The 21,050-nt window shown below is 51.9% G+C and carries 13 protein-coding genes and 1 pseudogene; all 14 read left to right on the top strand.

Going from position 1 to position 21,050, the window contains the following annotated elements; translation table 11 throughout:
* Window positions 1-2: 2 nt before the first annotated feature.
* The 14 genes and pseudogenes from tssF (at window position 3) to G5574_RS04375 (ending at window position 20,951) form a co-directional block, all read left to right on the top strand.
* The gene (gene tssF, locus G5574_RS04440) at window positions 3-1,880 is read left to right on the top strand and encodes a type VI secretion system baseplate subunit TssF (protein WP_164482115.1); all 1,878 of its coding nucleotides are present in this window, start codon (window positions 3-5) and stop codon (window positions 1,878-1,880) included.
* Window positions 1,877-2,923, top strand: coding sequence for a type VI secretion system baseplate subunit TssG (tssG, locus tag G5574_RS04435; protein WP_164482114.1), 1,047 nt, complete (start codon window positions 1,877-1,879; stop codon window positions 2,921-2,923). Before tssF ends, tssG begins: the two co-directional genes overlap by 4 nt.
* A gap of 55 nt (window positions 2,924-2,978) precedes the next feature.
* Complete coding sequence (tssH, locus tag G5574_RS04430) at window positions 2,979-5,588, top strand: type VI secretion system ATPase TssH (protein WP_033742143.1); 2,610 nt, start codon at window positions 2,979-2,981, stop codon at window positions 5,586-5,588.
* A gap of 29 nt (window positions 5,589-5,617) precedes the next feature.
* The gene (locus G5574_RS04425) at window positions 5,618-7,108 is read left to right on the top strand and encodes a serine/threonine protein kinase (RefSeq protein ID WP_033742141.1); all 1,491 of its coding nucleotides are present in this window, start codon (window positions 5,618-5,620) and stop codon (window positions 7,106-7,108) included.
* An 11-nt stretch (window positions 7,109-7,119) separates the two neighbouring features.
* Window positions 7,120-9,726: a type VI secretion system Vgr family protein gene (locus G5574_RS04420; protein WP_164482113.1), complete on the top strand. Its 2,607-nt coding sequence runs from the start codon at window positions 7,120-7,122 to the stop codon at window positions 9,724-9,726.
* A gap of 2 nt (window positions 9,727-9,728) precedes the next feature.
* Window positions 9,729-10,499, top strand: a complete 771-nt coding sequence (locus tag G5574_RS04415) for a hypothetical protein (RefSeq protein ID WP_033742132.1) — start codon at window positions 9,729-9,731, stop codon at window positions 10,497-10,499.
* A 729-nt stretch (window positions 10,500-11,228) separates the two neighbouring features.
* Window positions 11,229-11,825, top strand: a complete 597-nt coding sequence (locus G5574_RS04410; RefSeq protein WP_164482112.1) for a hypothetical protein — start codon at window positions 11,229-11,231, stop codon at window positions 11,823-11,825.
* 344 nt (window positions 11,826-12,169) lie between these two features.
* On the top strand, window positions 12,170-12,970 hold the full coding sequence (locus G5574_RS04405) for a hypothetical protein (protein WP_244964667.1): 801 nt from the start codon (window positions 12,170-12,172) through the stop codon (window positions 12,968-12,970).
* 11 nt (window positions 12,971-12,981) lie between these two features.
* The gene (locus G5574_RS04400; protein ID WP_164482110.1) at window positions 12,982-13,422 is read left to right on the top strand and encodes a DcrB-related protein; all 441 of its coding nucleotides are present in this window, start codon (window positions 12,982-12,984) and stop codon (window positions 13,420-13,422) included.
* Window positions 13,423-13,425: 3 nt separating this feature from the next.
* A complete protein-coding gene (locus tag G5574_RS04395) occupies window positions 13,426-17,913 on the top strand; it encodes an RHS repeat-associated core domain-containing protein (RefSeq protein WP_164482109.1) in 4,488 nt (1,495 codons plus the stop codon).
* Window positions 17,910-18,158, top strand: a complete 249-nt coding sequence (locus tag G5574_RS04390) for a hypothetical protein (RefSeq protein WP_164482108.1) — start codon at window positions 17,910-17,912, stop codon at window positions 18,156-18,158. The genes G5574_RS04395 and G5574_RS04390 overlap by 4 nt, the downstream gene beginning before the upstream one ends.
* A gap of 750 nt (window positions 18,159-18,908) precedes the next feature.
* Window positions 18,909-19,277 (top strand): hypothetical protein, encoded by a 369-nt coding sequence (locus G5574_RS04385; protein WP_244964666.1) that lies wholly within the window; start codon window positions 18,909-18,911, stop codon window positions 19,275-19,277.
* Between the two features lie 166 nt (window positions 19,278-19,443).
* Window positions 19,444-20,675: pseudogene (locus G5574_RS04380) on the top strand (RHS repeat domain-containing protein); the annotation flags it as partial.
* 9 nt (window positions 20,676-20,684) lie between these two features.
* Window positions 20,685-20,951 carry a hypothetical protein gene (locus G5574_RS04375; RefSeq protein WP_164482107.1) on the top strand — a complete coding sequence of 89 codons (267 nt, stop codon included), beginning with the start codon at window positions 20,685-20,687 and terminating at the stop codon, window positions 20,949-20,951.
* The last annotated feature ends 99 nt before the right edge of the window (window positions 20,952-21,050 follow it).

The raw sequence follows: 21,050 nt of genomic DNA, 5'->3' as shown, positions 1-21,050 counted from the left end.
TCATGGACAGCAAGCTGCTCGATTATTACAACCGTGAACTGGCCTATCTGCGTGAGATGGGCGCGGAATTTGCTGCACAGTATCCGAAAGTCGCCGGACGGCTCGGGATGCGCGGCATTGACGTTGCCGATCCCTATGTCGAGCGGCTGATGGAAGGTTTTGCTTTCCTGACCTCCCGTGTGCAGCTAAAGATGGATGCGGAGTTTCCGCGCTTTTCGCAGCGCATGCTGGAAATGGTGGCGCCCGGCTATCTGTCTCCCACGCCGTCCATGGCCATTGCGCAACTGACGCCGGACAGCCGGAAAGGCGATATCAGCAATGGTTTTTTAGTGCCGCGCGGCACGATGATGGAAAGCCAGAACCTGAAAAAAACCGGTGTCACCTGCAGCTACAGCACGGCACATGATGTGATGCTGCAGCCGCTGCGCATCAGCGATGTCTCCCTGGGGGGCGTACCGGCGGATATTCTGCTGGGAGAACTGAAGGCACGCGGATCGTCCGGGGCGTCCAGTGCACTGCGCATCCGTATGACCTGCGAAGGCATTTCCTCGCTGAGCCAGCTCAGTCTGGACGACATTATGTTTTTCCTCAGCGGCCCGGATATTCAGGCGCTCAAGCTGATGGAGCTGCTGATGCAGCATCGTAGCGGCATTATTTTGCAGTCCGTGGAAGCAAAACCACAGCGCCAGTCGCTGCCAGACGATGCGCTGGAGCAGGAAGGCTTTTCGCCGGATCAGGCGCTGCTGCCGGATGACCTGCGTAATTTCGATGGCTATCGTCTGCTACAGGAATATTTCGCTTTCCCGGCACGTTTCCAGTTTGTCAGCCTGCGCCAGCTCGCGCCGTTTTTGCGCCGCTGCGACAACACACAGTCTTTTGACATCGTTATCCTGCTGGATAAAGCCGATGCCGCGCTGGAAAGCGTGGTCGACAATACGCACCTGGCGCTGCACTGCACGCCGGTGATCAACCTGTTCCCGAAAACGGCTGAGCGACTCAAAGTCAGTGACAGCCAGCATGAATATCATCTGGTGGTCGATAACATCCGCCCACTGGACTATGAAATTCATTCGGTGAAACGGCTGTTTGCCTCGGTGGAAGGGCAGCGTGAAGAGCAGATTTTCCGTCCCTTCTGGAGCACATTCAGCCACGATGGCGGCGATTACGGCGCCTATTTCTCGCTGCGTCGCGAACAGCGCACACTGTCCGAACATGCGCTGCGCTATGGCACCCGCACAGGCTATATCGGCTCTGAAGTATTTTTGTCGCTGGTCGATCAAAACCACACGCCATGGAACAGCGATATCCGTTACCTGTCTGCCGAGGTGATGTGTACCAGCCGCGATCTGCCGTTAATGCTGTTACAGCAGGAACAGGGCAACTTTGTTATGCCCGACTCAATTCCGGTCGGGCAGCTTACCTTATGCAAAGGGCCCACGCCGCCACGTCCCGCGCTGGCCGAAGGGCTGTCAGCCTGGCGGTTAATCAGTCATCTGCAGATGAACTATCTCAGCCTGATGGACAGCAGTGAGGGGGAAGGCGCGGCGGCCTTGCGCCAGATGTTGAGTCTGTATGCGAGCCTGGCGGAAACACCGCTGACGCGCCAGATCGACGGCATACGGCACTGCAACCTGAAAGCCGTGCACCGTCGCGTACCGGAACCGGGCCCGGTGGTCTTTGCACGCGGCGTGAGCATCGCGCTGGAAGTCGATGAACAGGCTTTTTCAGGTGCCAGTCCGTGGCTGTTTGGCAGCGTACTGGAGCGCGTCTTCTCTCGCCTCGTGGCGCTGAACAGCTTTACCGAATTCACCCTGAGCAGCCAGCAGCGCGGCGAAGTGGGCTACTGGCCACCGCGCATGGGTAAAAAGGCGCTGCTATGAGTGAAACGGCGCACATCATTCCCTTACAGCGGGCCGTTCGCCTGCCTGATGACTTCTGGCAGGCGGTCATGGCCGCCCCCTGGCGCTATGACCTGTTTCAGCTGTTGCGTAAGCTGGATGCCCAGAGCGGTCAGCGTTATGCCTTAGGTAAAGCGCCGCTGCCAAAATTTGAAGCCGTGCGCATCGGACAAACCCCTTCGCTGGCCTTTGCACCGTCCACCGTGTCACAGGTTAAACCGCGCGAGCAGGACGACCGTTATGACGTGGCCATCTACAGCTTTGGCTTGTTCGGCCCTAACGGCCCGTTACCGACGCACTTAACGGAATACGTTCGTGGCCGCATCGATCACCATCAGGATCACAGCCTGAGCGCCTTTGCCGATCTGTTCCACCATCGCGCCACCTTGCTGTTTTACCGGGCCTGGGCGAATGCTCAGCCCACCAGCTCGCTGGATCGCCGTGATGACCGACGCTTTCAGGATTACCTGGCCTGCGTGGCAGGCATTGGCTTACCGGCTCAGCAACAAGCCAGTTCGCTCAGCCTGCATGCGCGCCTGATGCTGTCCGGCCACCTCAGCCGTCACGGTCATGATGCCGGAGGCCTGGTGCGGATTCTGCGTCATTACTTTGGTGTGCCGGTGATGTTGCAGCAGAACGTGCCGCAATGGTTAGCGCTGGACAGCCGCGATCAGGCGCGGTTGTCAGCAGGACGCCACATGCCGCGGCTGGGTGAGTCCGCTTTCCTTGGCGTAGCCGTGCGTGATGTGCAGCATCGCTTCCGCCTGCGCATCGGGCCACTCAGTGCCGAGCAGTATGAACGTTTTTTACCCAATGCTCAGGGCGCGTGCGAAGTGCGCGACTGGGTACGTCACTATTTAGGGATTGAGATGCAGTGGGATCTCAGCCTGATCCTGGCGGCCGACGCCGTGAAAGGGGTAACCCTGGGCGGTGAGGCGCGGCTGGGCTATACCAGTTGGCTTGGACAGCAACCGCAGCCCATAGATCGTGAAGATTTTGCTTTTGAGGTTGAGGCCATGCCGTAACGGCGCAACCGCTTTCCCCGATATTTAGCCGCTTCTTTCATTAAAGAGAACCGATATGTCAGAAATCAGCCGTGCCGTACTATTTGGCAAACTGGATACGCTGTTATTTACCTCGCTTGAGAGTGCGACCGCCTTCTGCAAACTGCGTGGCAACCCCTACGTGGAGCTGGTGCACTGGCTGCATCAGCTCATGCAGCAGCAGGATGGCGATCTTCAGCAGGTGATTAAGCACTTTTCACTGGATGAAAACGCGCTGACGCGGGATATCGTCGCTGCCCTGGACCGCCTGCCGCGCGGCGCCAGTGCGGTCTCCGATCTCGCAGAACACATCGACAGCGCCGTTGAACGCGCCTGGGTTTATGCGTCGCTGAAATATGGCGCGAACCGCATTCGCGGCGGGCATCTTCTCATCGGGATGTTGAAAACCTTTAATCTGGCCAGCGTGCTGAAAGGCATCTCGCCGCAGTTTTCGCGCATCAATGCCGATGCGTTACTGGCGCAGTTTGATACCTTGCTGGCGAACAGCAAGGAGGTTCAGCAGGCTGTTGTGCCGCCTGCCGGTGAGGCCGCCGCGCCAGCGGCAGCGGGCACCAGTACGCTGTCGCAGTATGCACAGGATCTGACGGCCCGCGCACGGGACGGAAAAATCGATCCGGTCGCAGGCCGTGATGAAGAGATCCGCCAGATGGTGGATATTCTGATGCGCCGCCGCCAGAACAACCCGTTACTCACCGGTGAAGCCGGCGTGGGAAAAACGGCGGTGGTAGAAGGGCTGGCGCTGCGCATCGCGGCCGGTGACGTACCTGCACCGCTGCGCGACGTACAGCTGTGGCTGCTGGATATCGGTATGCTACAGGCTGGTGCGGGCATGAAAGGCGAATTTGAAGCGCGCTTACAGGCGTTGATCAACGAGGTGCAATCCAGTCCCACGCCGATTGTGCTGTTTATTGATGAAATTCATACACTGGTAGGCGCGGGTGGACAACAGGGCACAGGCGATGCCGCCAACCTGTTAAAACCCGCCCTGGCCCGTGGCCAGCTGCGCACGATTGGCGCAACCACCTGGGCCGAATACAAAAAATACATTGAGAAAGATCCCGCGTTAACCCGCCGTTTCCAGACCGTGCAGGTGCAGGAGCCGGATGAAGCGAAAGCGATCCTGATGCTGCGCAGCACCGTCAGTGCTCTGGAGAAACATCACCAGGTACTGCTTCTGGATGAAGCCGTCAGCGCCGCCGTAAAGCTGTCTCACCGCTACATTCCTGCCCGTCAGTTGCCGGATAAAGCCGTGGCGTTACTGGATACCGCCTGCGCCCGCGTGGCCGTCAGCCAGGGCGCTCAGCCGCCTGCGCTGGAAGATTGTCTGCACCGCCTGGCGGCGCTGGACATTGAAGCAGACATTGCGGAACGCGAAGCGAAAGTCGGGCTGGGCGATAAAACCCGTCAGGCCGCCATTGCTGCGCAACGCAGCGCACTGGAGGCCGAGCGTGATGCGCTGGACGCCCGCTGGCAGCAGGAGCGCGAACTGGTCGAAGAGTTGATTGCACTCCGTGCCCGCTGCGTGACGGAAGGAGAAGCCTCGCTGCGTGAGGCGCTGGATCACACCCGGCAGAAGCTGCAGGCGGTACAGGGTGAAGCGCCCCTGCTGTTTGCCGCCGTGGATGCCAGTGTGGTCGCAGCGGTGGTATCTGACTGGACCGGTATCCCACTGGGCCGCATGGTGAAGAACGAAATCGACGCTGTGCTGAATCTGGCCGATACGCTGAACCAGCGCGTGATTGGTCAGCGCCACGGTCTGGATCTGATTGCCAAACGCGTCCGCACCTCGCGCGCCCGTCTGGATAATCCCAACAAACCGGTCGGTGTGTTTATGCTCTGCGGCCCGTCGGGCGTGGGCAAAACCGAAACCGCGCTGGCGCTGGCTGAGTCGCTTTACGGTGGTGAACAAAACATAATCACCATCAACATGAGCGAGTTCCAGGAAGCGCACACCGTATCAACCCTGAAAGGTGCGCCTCCGGGCTACGTCGGTTACGGGGAAGGGGGCGTACTGACGGAAGCCGTCCGCCGTCGCCCTTACAGCGTGGTACTGCTGGATGAGATTGAAAAAGCCCATCCTGACGTGCATGAGTTGTTCTTCCAGGTGTTTGATAAGGGCTGGATGGAAGACGGGGAAGGCCGTCACATCGATTTCCGTAATACCATCATTATTCTGACCTCCAACGTCGGTACAGAACTGATCAGCGCTCTGTGCGCCGATCCGGAACTGATGCCGGAGCCAGAGGCTCTCAGCACCGCGTTACGTAAACCGTTGCTGGAGGTTTTCCCGCCTGCGCTGTTGGGCCGTCTGCTGGTGGTACCGTATTATCCGCTGAGTGATGAGATGCTGGCGGAGATTGTTAAACTTCAGCTGGGACGCATTGTCCGTCGGCTGGAAGAGAATCACGGTATTGAGGCCGTTATTGACGATTCGGTGGTCAGCCAGATCGTGCAGCGTTGTACGGAAGTGGAGTCTGGCGGTCGCATGGTCGACGCCATCCTGACCAATACCCTGTTGCCGCAAATGAGCCAGATACTGCTCAGCGCCCATGCCCGTGACGAACGTTATCGTCGTGTGCAGGTCAGCTGTGAGCAGGGCGAGTTTGTTTGCCAGTTTGCTGTCTAAAGCCGTTCGTTATCAGAGAGCGTTCGAATATGTCGGAACACGATAATCACCAGACTGTACCCAATGCGCTACCGATTGGTTACCGGTTCAATGAGTTTGAAATCAAGGAAGTCATCGGCGGCGGTGGCTTTGGCATCGTCTATCGCGCGTGGGATCACCAGCTGGAACGCGATATCGCCATCAAGGAGTTTATGCCGTCCTCACTGGCTGTGCGCAGCGACGATCTGAATCTGGTACTGCGCAGTGAACGGTTCAGCAAGACGTTCCATGCCGGCCTGAACAGTTTTATTCAGGAAGCCCGTCTGCTGGCGCGTTTTAACCATCCTAATCTGCTGCATGTACTGCGCTTTTGGGTGCAAAACGACACCGCCTACATGGGCACGGTGTTTTACAGCGGGACCACACTGTCAGCCCTGCGTGAGCGCAATCCGCAGCTGATCGATGAGAACTGGATTCGTCGCCTGCTGCCGCCCCTGCTGGGTGCGATTAAGACCATCCATGATGCGGGTTATCTGCATCGGGATATCTCGCTGGATAACATCCAGATTCAGAGTAACGGCGATCCGGTGTTGCTGGATTTCGGCTCCGCGCGCAAAACCATCGGTAACCTTTCGGATGAAAGCGAAACCATGCTGCGTCCGGGTTATGCGCCGATTGAGCAATACAGCGACAACGATGAAAGTGAACAGGGCGCGTGGACCGATATCTATGCGCTGGGTGCCGTACTACACACGCTAATCACTGGCGCTCCGCCGCCGGTGAGCGTGGTACGCAGTATTGAAGATAATTATCAACCGCTGGTTCAGCGTGCGCCGGCCGGCTACAGCCAGACCTTGCTGGCGGCAGTCGATCGCGCGCTGGCCCTGAAACCGGAAGATCGTCCGCAAAGCATTGACGCCTTTGCGGCCTCCCTGGTGCTGCCAGAAAAAGCGCCCGAACCGCTGCCGGAAGTGAAAAACACCGGGCCGGGCACGATGCTGGTGCCGGTAGAAGAAAACGACGAGGCCGCTGCACCGGCCACACCGCTGAAGAAACTGATGCGCAACCGCTTTGCGCTACCGGGCCTGGTCGCGGCGGGCGTGCTGGTGGGCGTGTGTGCAGGTTTACTGATGGCGGGCGGCGACAAACAGGACGCTGAACCGGCTGACGTTGCGCAGACGGAAACGGCCCCGGCAGCTTCCTCCGCATCGCAGGCACCAACGGAGCCCTCTGTTACACCGGCTCAAACCCAGACGGCGCCAGCACAAACGCAGACTGCCCAGGCCCAACCGGAAAAAGCGCAGGAGCCGGTGGCACCGCCGCCTGCGCCCGTCGCGCAGGTGTATATCAAATTACAGCCCGGCGAGCGCGTTGAGGTGAACGGCCAGCCGCAGGCGGTTGTACCGGCAGCCAATGGTTTTGCCGCACTGCAACTGGCACCAGGCAATTACACGTTTTCAGTGACAGGTCAAAGCGGCGAACGCGAACAGACGTTGACGATTAATCAGGAAGGCGTCTGGTTACTTGATCCTCATATTTAACAGGTATGTCTATGTTTTCACGTATTACTGTACAACTTCCCGCGCAGGGACTGCTGTTCCGTCGTCTGAGCGGCCGCGAGGCGCTGTCTGAATCGTTCGTGCTGGAAGCGGAGCTGCTTTCCACGGACGCGCGCATTGACCGCCAGTCGCTGCTGGGTAAACCGGTCACCTTCACGCTGCCGACGGACGGCCTGATGAGCGCGCTGAACCCGCGCTATATCAACGGCAAAATCACCCGGATTGGGGTACGCAGCGAGGAGCTGGGCGGTGTGCGCTATGCGGTCTACGGGCTGACGGTGGAGCCGGACCTGTGGCCGATGAAGCGCGACCGCAACCTGCGCATCTTCCAGAGCCAGACGGTGCCGCAGATTGTGCAGACGCTGCTGAAGGAGTACGCGGTGAACGTGGAGACGCGCCTGGCGGGCAGCTACCGGGTGTGGGAATACTGTGTGCAGTATCAGGAGAGCAGCTTCGACTTCATCAGCCGGCTGATGGAGCTGGAGGGCATTTACTACTTCTTCCGCCACGAGGCGGACAAGCACACGCTGGTGCTGTGCGACGCGCCGGATCAGCATCAGCCGTTCCCGGGCTACGAGACAATCGCGTACCACGTGACGCCGTCGGGCGGCAGCGTGACGGAGGAGGGTGTGAGCCAGTGGGCGCTGGCGGAGAGCGTGACGCCGGGCATCTACAGCACCGACGACTACGACTTCCGCAAGCCAAACGCGTGGATGCTGCAGGCGCGCCAGAATCCGGTGTCGCCGACGCCGGGCTCAGTGGACGTGTACGACTGGCCTGGCCACTTTGTCGAGCACGGTCACGGCGAATACTACGCGCGCGTCCGCCAGGAGGTGTGGCAGGCAGAGCATCACGAGGTGAGCGGAAGCGGAACGGCGACGGGTATCGCGCCGGGCTACACCTTTGCGCTGCTGAACGCGCCGCACTTCAGCGACAACGGCAAATACCTGGTGACGTCGGCGTACTATGACTTTGAAGAGAACAGCTACGCCAGCGGCGACGTGGGTGCCACGCGCCACAACATCGACTTCACGGTGCTGCCTGCCGCGGTGACCTTCCGTGCGCGCCCGGAAACACCGTGGCCGAAGACGCACGGCCCGCAGACGGCCAGGGTGGTGGGGCCGAAGGGCGAGAGCATCTGGACGGACAAATACGGCCGGGTGAAGGTGAAGTTTCACTGGGACCGTCTGGCGAAGGGTGACGACACGAGTTCATGCTGGGTGCGGGTGTCAAGCGCCTGGGCAGGCCAGGGGTTTGGCGGGGTGCAGATCCCGCGCGTCAACGATGAAGTGGTGGTGGATTTCATCAACGGCGATCCCGACCGTCCATTGATTATCGGGCGGGTTTACAATGAGGCCAGTATGCCGCCGTGGGCACTGCCCGCTGCCGCCACACAGATGGGTTTTCTGAGCCGATCGAAAGACGGCACGGCGGATACCGCTAACGCATTGCGCTTTGAGGATAAGGCGGGTGAGGAGCATTTGTGGATCCAGGCGCAGAAGAATATGGATACGCATGTTAAAAATGATGCCAGCCATTCCGTTGCCAATAATCACAGCCATTATGCAGGCGGAAATGAACTCTATCGGGTTGAAACCAACCGCGTACATGGCGTTAAAGGTGGTGAAGAGCGTTTAACCGGACAAGGAAAAATCGACAACGTTGTTGAAACCTACGTTCTTGGGTCAGGGACCAGGTTACGCCTTGAATGCGGCGAAAGCGCGATTGAACTTAATGCTAATGGTCATATTAATATTGTCGGTAAGGGTTTTAATCTGTTTGTGAGCGGTGATGGTCACATCACCACATCTGGCGGAAAACTTAATTTAAATACATCGGGTGCGAAGCCAGGCACGGGGGCTCCTGGGCCGGGCCATAAAGGCAATATTACTCAGGCTGTGGAGAGTCTTTTTCCCCCAAAGCAAAAGGGGCAGGCGGCCCCGGCGGCACCTAAAAGTAATCATCAAAAATCCTCTGGAGGGGGCGGACGGGTCAAAAATCAATCAGCGCCCGTTGCTCAGAAAGCACAGTCATCACAGTCCAATAAACTTGATGACAAGATTGTTCGTTCAATTATGAAGTCAGAAGGCGCTACAGGTGAACAAGGCGGCATACCAGAGATGTATGGATTCCGAAAAGGTTTCGGTCCTGCTTATGATGATATCGCGGCAGCGAGAAAGACTTATGGTCAGGGGAGTGAACAAGAGTTCAACATTGTCTCAAAATATATGAACGAGTCAGCCAGAAAGGCGGGAGCGCTCAATTTTACCGATCCCAGTAAACAGGCTGCTGTTATGTCTTTGGCTCACATGAGAGGTGTTGGTGGTTCTCAGGCAATACTGAATTCAATGAGTACAGGAAAAATCGTGAAATCCTCAACTCTGACTAATGACAGTATAAACTATATTGAAAAGATGAGTCCTTCTGATTTCCAGAATGATCTTTTAAGTGCACGTTTGAATTATGACAAAGCGATATATGGTTCAACAACTACTGTAAAAAATGGTGTCGCTCATAACTGGTGGGATTATTATTCGGGCGGTCTGACCAAGCGATACACTAAAGAAGCCGCAGAGTTCCTTAAATTTTCAGGTGAATGAAGATGAAATATAAAGTTAAATTTTTATGCTTCACATTTTTAATGTTCATTTCTTTATGCTTTGCAAACATCGCTAGCGCAGCAATTGATTTGAAAAGTTATAATGATATTAATAAAGTGTCAGGGGTTTTTGAAAATAACGATATAGTGGCAAAGTTGAAATCTTTGCTTAAATCAAACTATGATACTTTTAGCGGAAATTTTGATGTTTTCGGCGCTCCACATCTTACCCGCGATGGCGGACTTTTTGTTGAGGGGTGGCCTAAAGACTTATACCTTGAGCAGGCTTCGGCGTTTGTTATTCAACCAGATGGAAAAGTTTATGCCGCTTGGGTGCAACCAGACGATAATTATATTAGTTATGTAAGCGATGCGTCGAATGAAAAAAGTATACAACCAGATATAGAGCAATGGGCGAAAAGATTTAAGGAGTTGAAATTTAATGCTCATGCTCAAATGAAAGAAGGATCTGAAAACCATAATGAGACTTTCGAAACGGATAAGTTCAAAATAACAATTTCTTTCCTCTGTTCTTCTGCTAACCCCAATTGTAACGATGTTGAATACACAGGTGTAAGAAAATCTGATGGTGCCGTTATGACCTTAAAGGGTAAGGCGGTGAGAAGTGAGTGCAGTAAAGACGTTTGTCCTGCCTTAAGTTATAAATTTAAAAATCACGACACAACTTACATTCTCAATAAGCCAATCAATAACTTAACTGTCATAGTTAATAATAAAGTTGTCTTAAGTCAGGACGGTAAGTGGAGTAACTGATAAGCATATATATTAGCGTATCAACTGAATCTTTTTATATTGGGTGGACAAAATTTGCCTGCAGGTATAGCACTTTGGATCACCCTTATATGCATGATGCTTAGTCAGTGACGTAATGAAAAATACATGAGGTAGGCTATTTTTCAAGGGTAATTCAATAATTGTTGAAAGAGATGTGCCAGAATGCTAATTCGGTCTGAATATTTAAAATTAAGCTTACCCATAAAAAATGGTTACGTTGATAAACGAACGTTGAAATAAAGAAGATTATGATGGTTTTAATATTATGATTCTTCTGTCACTTCCTAATGTCTTTTCAGTTGCTGGTTTTGTGCAAACCTCGATAGTATAGCCTAAAAGGAAAGTATAATTTCAACCATGCTGATAATGATTTCAAAGCCAATGATGTTGTGCGACTGCCGTCTTATTCTTTCCCCTAGTAAAACGTGCGCTCTTAAAGGTGTTTTTGTTGTCCCAGGTGACAGACGTTATGCTTATACAGAATAAGAAGGCTACTATAGTTTAATGTATCTAAGTCGAGGCGTTAATGAAGTTAAAGAATAGAGCGAGAAAGACAGGTTGACTCAAGCCCACAAAGGCATTGCGCCGCAGTAATATAAATATACTTCGTTTATTTTCATTGAATATTTCATTTGTAAAGTCCTGAGTCTGCATAATGAGAATTATTAAATTACTCCTTATTTATCGGGTTAGTGTTAGTAAGATATCATGAAGGAAATTTTTGCCAGCCTGTTTTTTTTTAACGCTGTATTCATGTCATCTGCCTGCTACGGCGTTTTTTCGGGGCAATGGGGCGGACAGGAGAAAAATAATGACGGCACATTGTACTCAACGTTAACACTTAAACTGGAACAAAATGGTAACCAAGTTGTTGGAACTTATTGCTATGTTACAAGAAATGGGAAGAAAATAGATTGTCCTGAAGATGGAAATAAAAATATCACTGGCACAGCAAAAGGTAATCAGGCCAAGGTCTTTTTTAACACTGGTTTAGGTAGAGGAAAAGGAAGTGCGAATCTGATTCGTGAAGGTAATACAGTTGCATGGTTGTTGAATGAAAGCGCTTCGGAGGACGTTGTATATGCGCCTCTGAAATATACTTTGATCAAAGTAAATAGCAGTTATACAGAAGCGCAAATGAAGACGTTTTCTACACCAGGCTTTACCGTTGTTCTGTTAAACCGCTGCGGGGGGGGTTCAGTGTTTGCGACAGGGTTAAGTACATCGACTTCAGAAATAATGATGAAAAACAAATTATCCTTTCAGGGAAAACCATTAATTCGGAACAGCAGAGAAAAGTCGTAGGGATGATTTTTACAAATGCAGATGTTCAATATCTTATCAACTTTAACCCATTGACATTGAAAGTGATTAAAGCGGGAAAGGTTTTAGTTGCTCAGAAGGGGAAATGGCAATGATGCATTATATAGAAGTCTGTCTTTATTAATATACCAGGCATAATTGAATTTTAAAGATGAGAAGCGAAAATCATAGCGTAAAGAATAATTTGTAGTAGTAACTCTTGAAAAATATTGATGGCAAAATGATGCCAACACCACTTTCATTTGATACTCTTCTGCCTTTACCCTGATAAAAACATCATGTTCATAAATCGTCTTTTCGGCAGCTTTTTGTTTATGGCTGTCCTTATGTTGGTATCGTGCATTGCCAGGGCTGAATCCACTGCAGAAACCGTAGCTCCCGCTTTAAACGAGGGTGATTTTTCCGTTCTGCTCAACGACTACGCTTTCACCCCTGGTGACGCATGGAACAATCAGAGCTTCGTCCGTGCGGGCAAAGCCTTGAGCTCGGTTGTGGCCGGAGAAGTGGTCATTGATGAACAGCGATACAACTATTTCCAACACAGCTATGACGGCTTTGCGTTGTTCAGCGCAACGGCGGTGGGAAATGCCAGCCATACCATTCTGGCGGAGATTCTTGTGGACGCTGCCAGCGTGCCGACGGCTCGCAATATTGTGGTGGGCGATAGCGTGGAACAGGTCCGGCAAGCCTATGGCCCAGGCAAAGAAAGTGACAGCGATAATCAACACTGGCTTATCTACAGGCTGGGTGAGAAACAGTTGATGTTCGAAATTGACCAGCAAAAGGTCAGCCATATCATGTTGAATACCACTATGAGTGCCAAACAGCATGACATCAGCGCAGACCAGGCTGTCAGCGCGGCAACAGAAGCCATTCACACTTATCACCTGACAACACTCAGCGATCAATGTCTCAGGTATGATGTTGACGACAGCAGTGATAAAAGTTTCTTTATCATTACGGTTCGCGAAGACAACCATGACGTCATTTGTGGCGGCGATCCGGATATCTCTCCTCGTCTTTTCGACATTAAAGTGGCGCGTGATAACACTCAAATACTCACTAACGCCGATGATGCCGATGGCACATATCGAAGCCTGAATACGTCAGCCACACCCAATCAATAAACGGACACCCTATGAATTATCAGTTCAATGAAGGCGCATTTGCGCTGTTTCCTGCTGCGTGGCAGGACACCACCATGAATATTTTGCGGGATGAGGCCAGTGGGCTGGCATTCGTTGTGAGTCGTGGTGTCATTCCTGAAGGTAGCGATGCGGAGACGGAGTTCCAGCGTCAATGGGATACATTACGCAGTCAGATGGGCGCTATTCAGCAAACAGCGTTTGTACGGGTTATGGCTGGGATTGATAGCGCGCTACAGGCGCTGGAAGTTGAAACCGCCTTCGAGCGCAATGGACAAGCTGTGTGGCAGCGGCAGTTGGCTACTCAGGTTCCTGACAGCAACATTTTCATGATTTTTACCCTTTCCGCGATGCGTCCTTTCAATGAAGAAGATGGAGAGCGCTGGAAGAGTTTTAAACACAGTCTGATTCTGAACAATCCACGGAAAGCATAAGCTATGGATAACCATGCGGCCCGCGTGGGCGATGAGATCATTCACTCCAGCATTTTTGCTGATATCACCAGTATTGTCGCTGAGGGCGCAGCCTACGCCGTGATCGGTGCGGCGGTGGGCGCGGCGGCAACCGCCGCCGCGCCCCTGTTAGGTGCAGGGATGGCCGCGGCCGGTGTGGCCGCTATTGGTTCCAGCTGCCTGCTCAGTGGTATTCTGGGCGGCGTACTGGCCAATGCCGTTGGCCTCTCAGAGGACATCACTAAAGTAGCCGATGGGCTGGGAAACATGCTGTTCCCTCCTTCGCCCGCTGGTGTGATTGCCAGCGGATCAGAAAATGTTCTGGTGAACGGTCTTCTCGCGGCACGTGCGGCGGGCATGCTCGTATCCGGAGAAACTCCACCGCCGGAACCGCAGTCACCCAAAAGCTTTGCCGATTACGGCGGCATGTTGCTCGCTGCAGCCAGCCAGTTTGGCAGTGCGATGTGGCAGCCTACGGTTGCGTCAGCCGATGCCGGAACGTCTCCGCTGGAGCAGGACAAAGTTGTCTGCGAAAAACACGGCGCGCCGCAATATCTGGCCCAGGGTTCTAAGCAGGTTTTTATTAACGGGCAGCCAGCCGTTCGCGCCAAAGACAAAACCACCTGCGAAGCCACGGTAAGTGACGACGTTTCACCCAATGTCATCATTGGCGGTGAAACCGTGACGGTAAGAGAGATCAAAAGCGGTAAAGTACCAGGGCTGGCTTTAGCGATGATCGGCCTGTCCCTGATCCGCGGTCGACCCAGTCAGATTCTGAAAAACATGCCCTGTGCACTCGCCGGTGCGGCCGGGGGGATGATGGCCGATATGGCGATTAATGCGGCCTTTTCGTCGCTGTTTCCGGTTCATGCCTCGACTGGCGTCAAAGTCCTCAATGATGATGCCGAACGTGATTTCTCCCTTCCTGGCCGTTTTCCGCTCAGTTTCCAACGTAGTTACAACAGCCTGACGCAGCGCAGCGGATTATTTGGTCTGGGCTGGGCAACGGTGTTCGACAGCTATTTAGTGCTGGATGGCGCGCAGGCAACCTGGTTTGATGACAACGGGCGCGAGCTGCGCTTTGCGGTGCCGGGGGATAAAGAGGTGCTATATAGCATCAGCGAAGGACTGATGGTGCGCCGTAATGAAATGGGCGATATCGCTATTGCCGATGATGATGGTGCGGTTTGGCGGCTCTATAAACCTACCGCGGCGAATCCTCAGGTACTGCGTCTGGCTTCGCTCAGCGACGAATACGGTAACGCGCTGGAGATGGGCTGGGATGAGCAGGCGCGTCTTGTGCGTATTCATGATGCACCGTTGGCCATCGACGTCACACTGCATTACGGCGACAACCAGCACCCCCAGCGCCCGACCTCCGCCAGTCACTTTGATGGTGAACAGCACTGGCCGCTAGCGCACTGGGACTATACAGAACAGGGCCAGCTTGCCAGCGTCACCGATGCGGCTGGCATTACCTCGCGCCGTTTCCGTTATAACGACGATGGGTTAATGATCTGGCATCAGCTGCCGGGCGGACTGGAAAGTGAATATCGCTGGCAGAAACTGGATCACTGGCGTGTGGTCGAGAACCGCACCAATACCGGTGATGGCTGCCATATGCACTACGATCTGGAAGCAGGCATTACGCGGGTGTCGACCTATGACGGTCAACAGCGCGAACACCACTGGAATGCTGCGGGCCTTATCACCTGTTTCATTGATGAACGGGGCGAGAAGTGGCGTTATGAGTGGAATGAAAACGAACTCATGACGCGCCGCATCGATCCGCTGGGCAATGCGGTGAGCTTCACCTATGACGATCTTGGTAACCGTGTTGAAGAGAAAGATGCGGACGGCGGTGTGCAGGCAGTGCAATGGCTGTCCCACCGTTCTCTGCCAACGGTCGTTGCAGGCGCAGACGGCTCCACAACGAAATACTATTACGATCCCCATCATGGCCTTGAGCGTGTGGTCGATGCGCTCGGGCAAAGTACCGTTTATAAGCGGGATGAGTTTGGGCTGGTTATCGAAGAAATCGATGCGGCAGGCAACAGCTATCGTCGGGAGTTCAACGATGCAGGCCAGGTCATCCGTGAAACAGACTGCTCAGGGCTGACGACGCGCTACCGCTATCATCCGCTGGGTTGGCTCAGTTGTGTGACGGCGCCGGATGGTGAAGAAACCCGTTATCACTATGATGCAGCAGGCCGTCCTGTTTTGCTGGAGCGGGCAGAGGGCTGGGAAGAGCGGTTGCGCTGGAGTGACAACGGCCTGCCGCTGGCCCACGAGTCAGCCGATGGCAAACGCAGTGAATTCCGCTATGACAACGTCGGGCGCTTAATCGCGAACCGCAATGCCCAGGGGGAGACGGTTCAACGCAGCTGGGACAGCCGTAGCCGGTTAACGGCGCTGCAAAACGAGAACGGCGAGCAGTATCAGTTCGAATGGGGCGCAGATTCACTGCTGCTGGCCCAGACTGGACTGGACGGCGTGGCCACGCGTTATGAGTATGATGCTGCGGGCCGCACGTTAGCACGCACTTTTGCCGCCGGGCATCCTCAGGCGATTACCCATCGCTATCACTGGAGTCGGGCCGGACAACTGCTGGCGCGCACGACACCGGAAGGCCAGACGCGCTATCACTACCGTGGTGGTGGTCAGCTAAGTAAAGTGTCACAGCATCTGCCACTGTCTGACTCCGAGTGGAGCCAGCAGGCTGAGCAGGAGATTACGTTTACCTATGATGCGCTGGGCCGCATCGTGAGTGAACAGGGGGAGCAGGGCACACTGGCCTGGGAGTACGATGCGCTGGGTAATTGCACAGCCCTAACCCTGCCGGATGGCCGCAACCTGAAGCAGCTTTACTACGGTAGCGGTCATTTACTGAGCATCGCACTCGACAACCTGCCGGTGACCGAATTTACCCGTGACACATTGCATCGGGAACTCAGCCGCACGCAGGGCGGTCTGACCACGCGCAGTGAATACGATCGTCTTGGCAGACTGCGCCGCCGTGACGTTTTCAGGGGGGAAGCCCAGCGACCTGCACCGCGCGTCTGGTCCCGCCGACGCGACTTCGATTACGGCAACAACCTGATCCGTGAAGAGCGCGACGATAATCCGTTCAGCCAGACATTATGGCACTACGATAACGCTGGTCGTTTGTTGTCCCAGGAAGGCGCGCAGCCTGGTAATGAACACTGGCGCTGGGACGGTGCAGGCAACCCGCTGGATCGCCATGCCGCTTCCCACGTCATGCATAACCGCGTGACCGAACTGAACGGGATTCGCTGGCAGTACGATATCCATGGCCGCACCACTGAGAAGGATGACGGCCAGACCCGCTGGCGCTACCGTTACGATGGTGAGCATCGTCTGACGGATGTCATCAGCGAGCCGCGTGATCGCAACAAGCCACGCAACAAAGTGAGCTTCCGTTACGATCCGCTGGGCCGACGCATCAGTAAAACCTGCCAACAATCGTTACAGGGTAAGCCGTCTGGTCATGCTGTCACAACGCGGTTTGTGTGGGAAGGTTACCGTCTGCTGCAGGAAATCCACGACGATATTCCGCTGACTTATGTCTACAGCGACAGCCAGAGCTATGAGCCACTGGCCCGTATTGATGGCGTGGAAAGTCCGGAGATATTCTGGTTCCACTGCGCGGCTAACGGCACGCCAGAGCTACTGACCGACGTTGAAGGCCAGAAGACATGGGAAGGTGTGAACAGCCCGTGGGGCAAACTGCTGCGCGAATCGAATCAACGAATTCCGGTGGTAGAGCAGAACCTGCGTATGCAGGGCCAGTACCTGGACCGGGAAACGGGGCTTCACTATAATTTGTTCCGTTATTATGACCCGGACAGCGGCCGGTTTACCCAGCATGACCCGATAGGGCTGGCGGGGGGGATCAACCTTTATCAGTATGCGCCGAATGCGCTGGGATGGGTGGATCCGTGGGGTTTATCAAGACGTTGTAAAACAGATGAGAAGCCTAATAAACCTGATTTTTATGTTGGTCCAGCTGGGCCTAGCGCTACGTTGCCCGCAACAGGATATCGTTACATGAGGTATCTTAATGATGATGGTAGTATTAATGTTTGGGCAGTTAAGGTAATTGAAACTAAGTCAGCACCAGTAACTTACTTCGGGTTTAAAAAAATAAATTCTGGATATGGTGTGCGTGATGCCTTTCAAATAAAAGGAAAAGAGAATTTAGATCCATTGGATCCTTTGGACAAAACTTGGAGCGATGGACGCCTTAGAGGAGAATTTGATACATTACAACTTTACGAGAATGGTGTTCCACAAGTACGCCATCCACGAATGTTTGGCGACCAAAAAGATGCACCACTAGAGCCATTTACCGAGGCATATCCGGAATATGGCGCTGGAAAAATTGAACAAATGCATGCCGATAATAAAATAATTGAATTTGATAAAGTTGATATTTTGCCGGAGAGAGAATGATTGATCTATTTTCTTACAATGAAGCTTTAAATTTTCTTGAGGTTTTTTTTGATAAAATGATTAAAGACGAAAAGTCCCGGAAAGAAATGCAAATAATTCTTGATGGAAGTCGTGATAATAAAACGGTTTCAATTAGAGCAATTGACGTTTGCTTTAAAAATTATCGTAAGAAATTCGCTGATTATCGCCTACCAAATGATGAAGAGACTGAAGTTTGGAAACACTTAATAGATATTTGGCAATAGAGTGTTTTGTCAAAAAAACAAGAAGAGTAAAAGAAATGACTAAGGGTTCTGGTCTTTATCATTACAATGATGAAGCTATCAGCTATTTTGAAACTCAATTTGATCCTGGAAAACATAAAATTTTTTTGTACTTTTTCTGAAGTTCAACCATCCAGGTACATTTCTCATTTGAGCGGTGTATTCCTTAAGAATTAAGTTTTTTATTATCCTGGAGTTGTGTGAACTTTAAATAAAATTATCATTTTTTCCTTAAAGCTTATTGTAGATAGTATGATTTTATAGTATTGACTATTTAATCCCCCCTTCTTTTAATATTACTCATTTTTAACTTTAATTTTCGTACTTATATAAAGAAAAAGGGATGTGTGACTTGCCACTGGCTCGACAACTACCCATATGCATCAGTAAAACCCGCGAGCAATCGTTACAGGTAAGCAGTCTAACAACGCTGTCATAATACGATTTATATGCAAGGCTGCCGAATGCTGCATGAAATCCACGAAGGTATTTCGCTACGTCTACATCGAAAGCCAGAGCTATGTAAAACTGTTCTGAAAAGCTTGCATTTTTTCTGGTTCCATTGTGCTGCTAACGGCGCGTCAGAAATTTTTACTAATGTAAAGAACCATGAAAAGATGGAAGGGGTAACAGTCTATGGGAAAACTCGCTACGCGAAATTTGCATTCAATCCTTAAAGTTGGGATTATTGATATTTAGCGATTAAAGTAACTTTGATGAGCGATTTTTGTAGTGAAAATTGAAAATCTGAAAGTTAATGCTGGCGAATCAACTGTCGAATGGAGATACAATGGAGAGACTATTACAATGTTTTTTACAAACATCGACCAGTCCTTGATTGATTCCAGTAGAAACTTATTATTTGTTCTCGATAAAAAGGAAAGATTGCCTAAAAGATTGTCTGTAATAAACGGATCCGGAAAGGTTTTATCGACTTTTTTCTCTCCCGTTAATGGAGACTTCTATTATTTGACAATCACTCCTGAGAAAGAAGTTTTGGTAGTCTGTGTTTTTAGTGAGAAGCTGGATGGATGGAATGATTGGCATTTTTCGTTCAATCAGGATTCGGGGAAACTCGAACGCATTGCGCCTGCACGCTAATAGGAGTGAAGATAATAATTTTTTGGATTCTGTAAAGAAAAAATATGGTTGCTCATCAATCATAATAACCTTTAAGTTTTAATTGAATGATAAAACTGTAAAACCTAAAATTACAAATAAGTTATCATTCTGAATGCTGATAGTAGGAAATATCCAGTAATATTAAAATGTTAGTCGGTTATTTTCCCAAGATGTCGCGCAACTTGGTAAAGGGCACTGGTGCTGGGACGGTGCAGGCAACCCGCTGAATCGCCATGCCGCTTCCCACGTCATGCATAACCGTGTGACCGAACTGAACGGGATTCGCTGGCAGTACGATATCCATGGCCGTACCACTGAGAAGGATGACGGACAGATCCGCTGGCGCTACCGTTACGATGGTGAGAATCGTCTGACGGATGTCATCAGCGAGCCGCGTGATCGCATTAAGCCACGCAACAAAGTGAGTTTCCGTTACGATCCGCTGGGCCGACGCATCAGTAAAACCTGTCAACAATCGTTACAGGGCAAGCCGTCTGGTCATGCTGCCTCAATGAGGTTTGTGTGGGAAAGTTACCGTCTGCTGCAGGAAATCCACGACGATATTCCGCTGACTTATGTTTACAGCGACAGCCAGAGCTATAAACCTCTGGCCCGTATTAATGGCGTGGAAAGTCCGGAGATATTCTGGTTCCACTGCGCGGCTAACGGCACGCCCGAGCTACTGACCGACGTTGAAGGCCATAAGACCTGGGAAGGTGTGAACAGCCCGTGGGGCAAACTGCTGCGCGAATCGAAACAGCGAATTCCGGTGGTAGAGCAGAACCTGCGTATGCAGGGCCAGTACCTGGACCGCGAAACGGGGCTTCACTGTAATTTGTTCCGTTATTATGACCCGGACAGCGGCCGGTTTACCCAGCAGGAACCGACAGGGCTGGCGGGGGGATTAACCTTTATCAGTATGCGCCGAATGCGCTGGGATGGGTGGATCCGTGGGGGTTGAGTTGTAAAAAACTTGAAGGTAAATATAAAGAGATTGAGAAAAAACCTCTCCCAGAATCACTCGCTGCTACATTTACAAATAGTGATTATAAAACTGTTGTAACAACAGAAGATATTATTTTGTATAGGGTATATGGAGGGAAGGCTGAAGCAGGTGGTTCATTCCTTTCAACAACAAGCGCCGGTAGTCGTATTCAAGCTAAGATAGATGCTGCATTACTACCGGAATGGAAAAATACTCGACAATACGAAGCTACAATATTGGTACCTAAGGGGACAGTACTACAGATTGGTGAGGTTTCACCTCAAGTGACAAAGTCCGGGGCAATACGTAATGGGAAAGCTGATCAAATAATACTTCCTCGAGACTGGGAGCAGAATTGGATTTTAAACACTAGAAGAATTAGCACTCCATAGGACGTCTATATGAATACGAATCATGTAGTGAGAATTTTGAAAGATACACTGGCATTAATTAAGAACGAAGCCTTAATAAATGGGAAAAATAAGCTTAGTGATATCATTGGGAAATATGAGTTAACAATCCAGAAGATAGAGGGTGGTACTTTGAAGTATAATGAAATTCACAATTCAGTAAAAGCCTACCTTGAGATTTATAATGATTATGATAACCCTTTGCTTTTTAAGATGTCAGACGCTGAGAAAGCAGTGTCTATATACCTTGAAGTATAGTGATTGTCGATGATTTTAATGAGTGATAATTGTAGTTGGCTTAAGGTTATCAATAATCCGAATACGCTTAAATTGGTTGATAAGTGGTATTTTAATAGG

Source organism: Pantoea stewartii (assembly GCF_011044475.1).
In the GTDB taxonomy this organism is placed as follows: domain Bacteria; phylum Pseudomonadota; class Gammaproteobacteria; order Enterobacterales; family Enterobacteriaceae; genus Pantoea; species Pantoea stewartii.
Note: the sequence above shows the minus strand (reverse complement) of the source record. Positions and strands in the feature narration are given on the sequence as shown.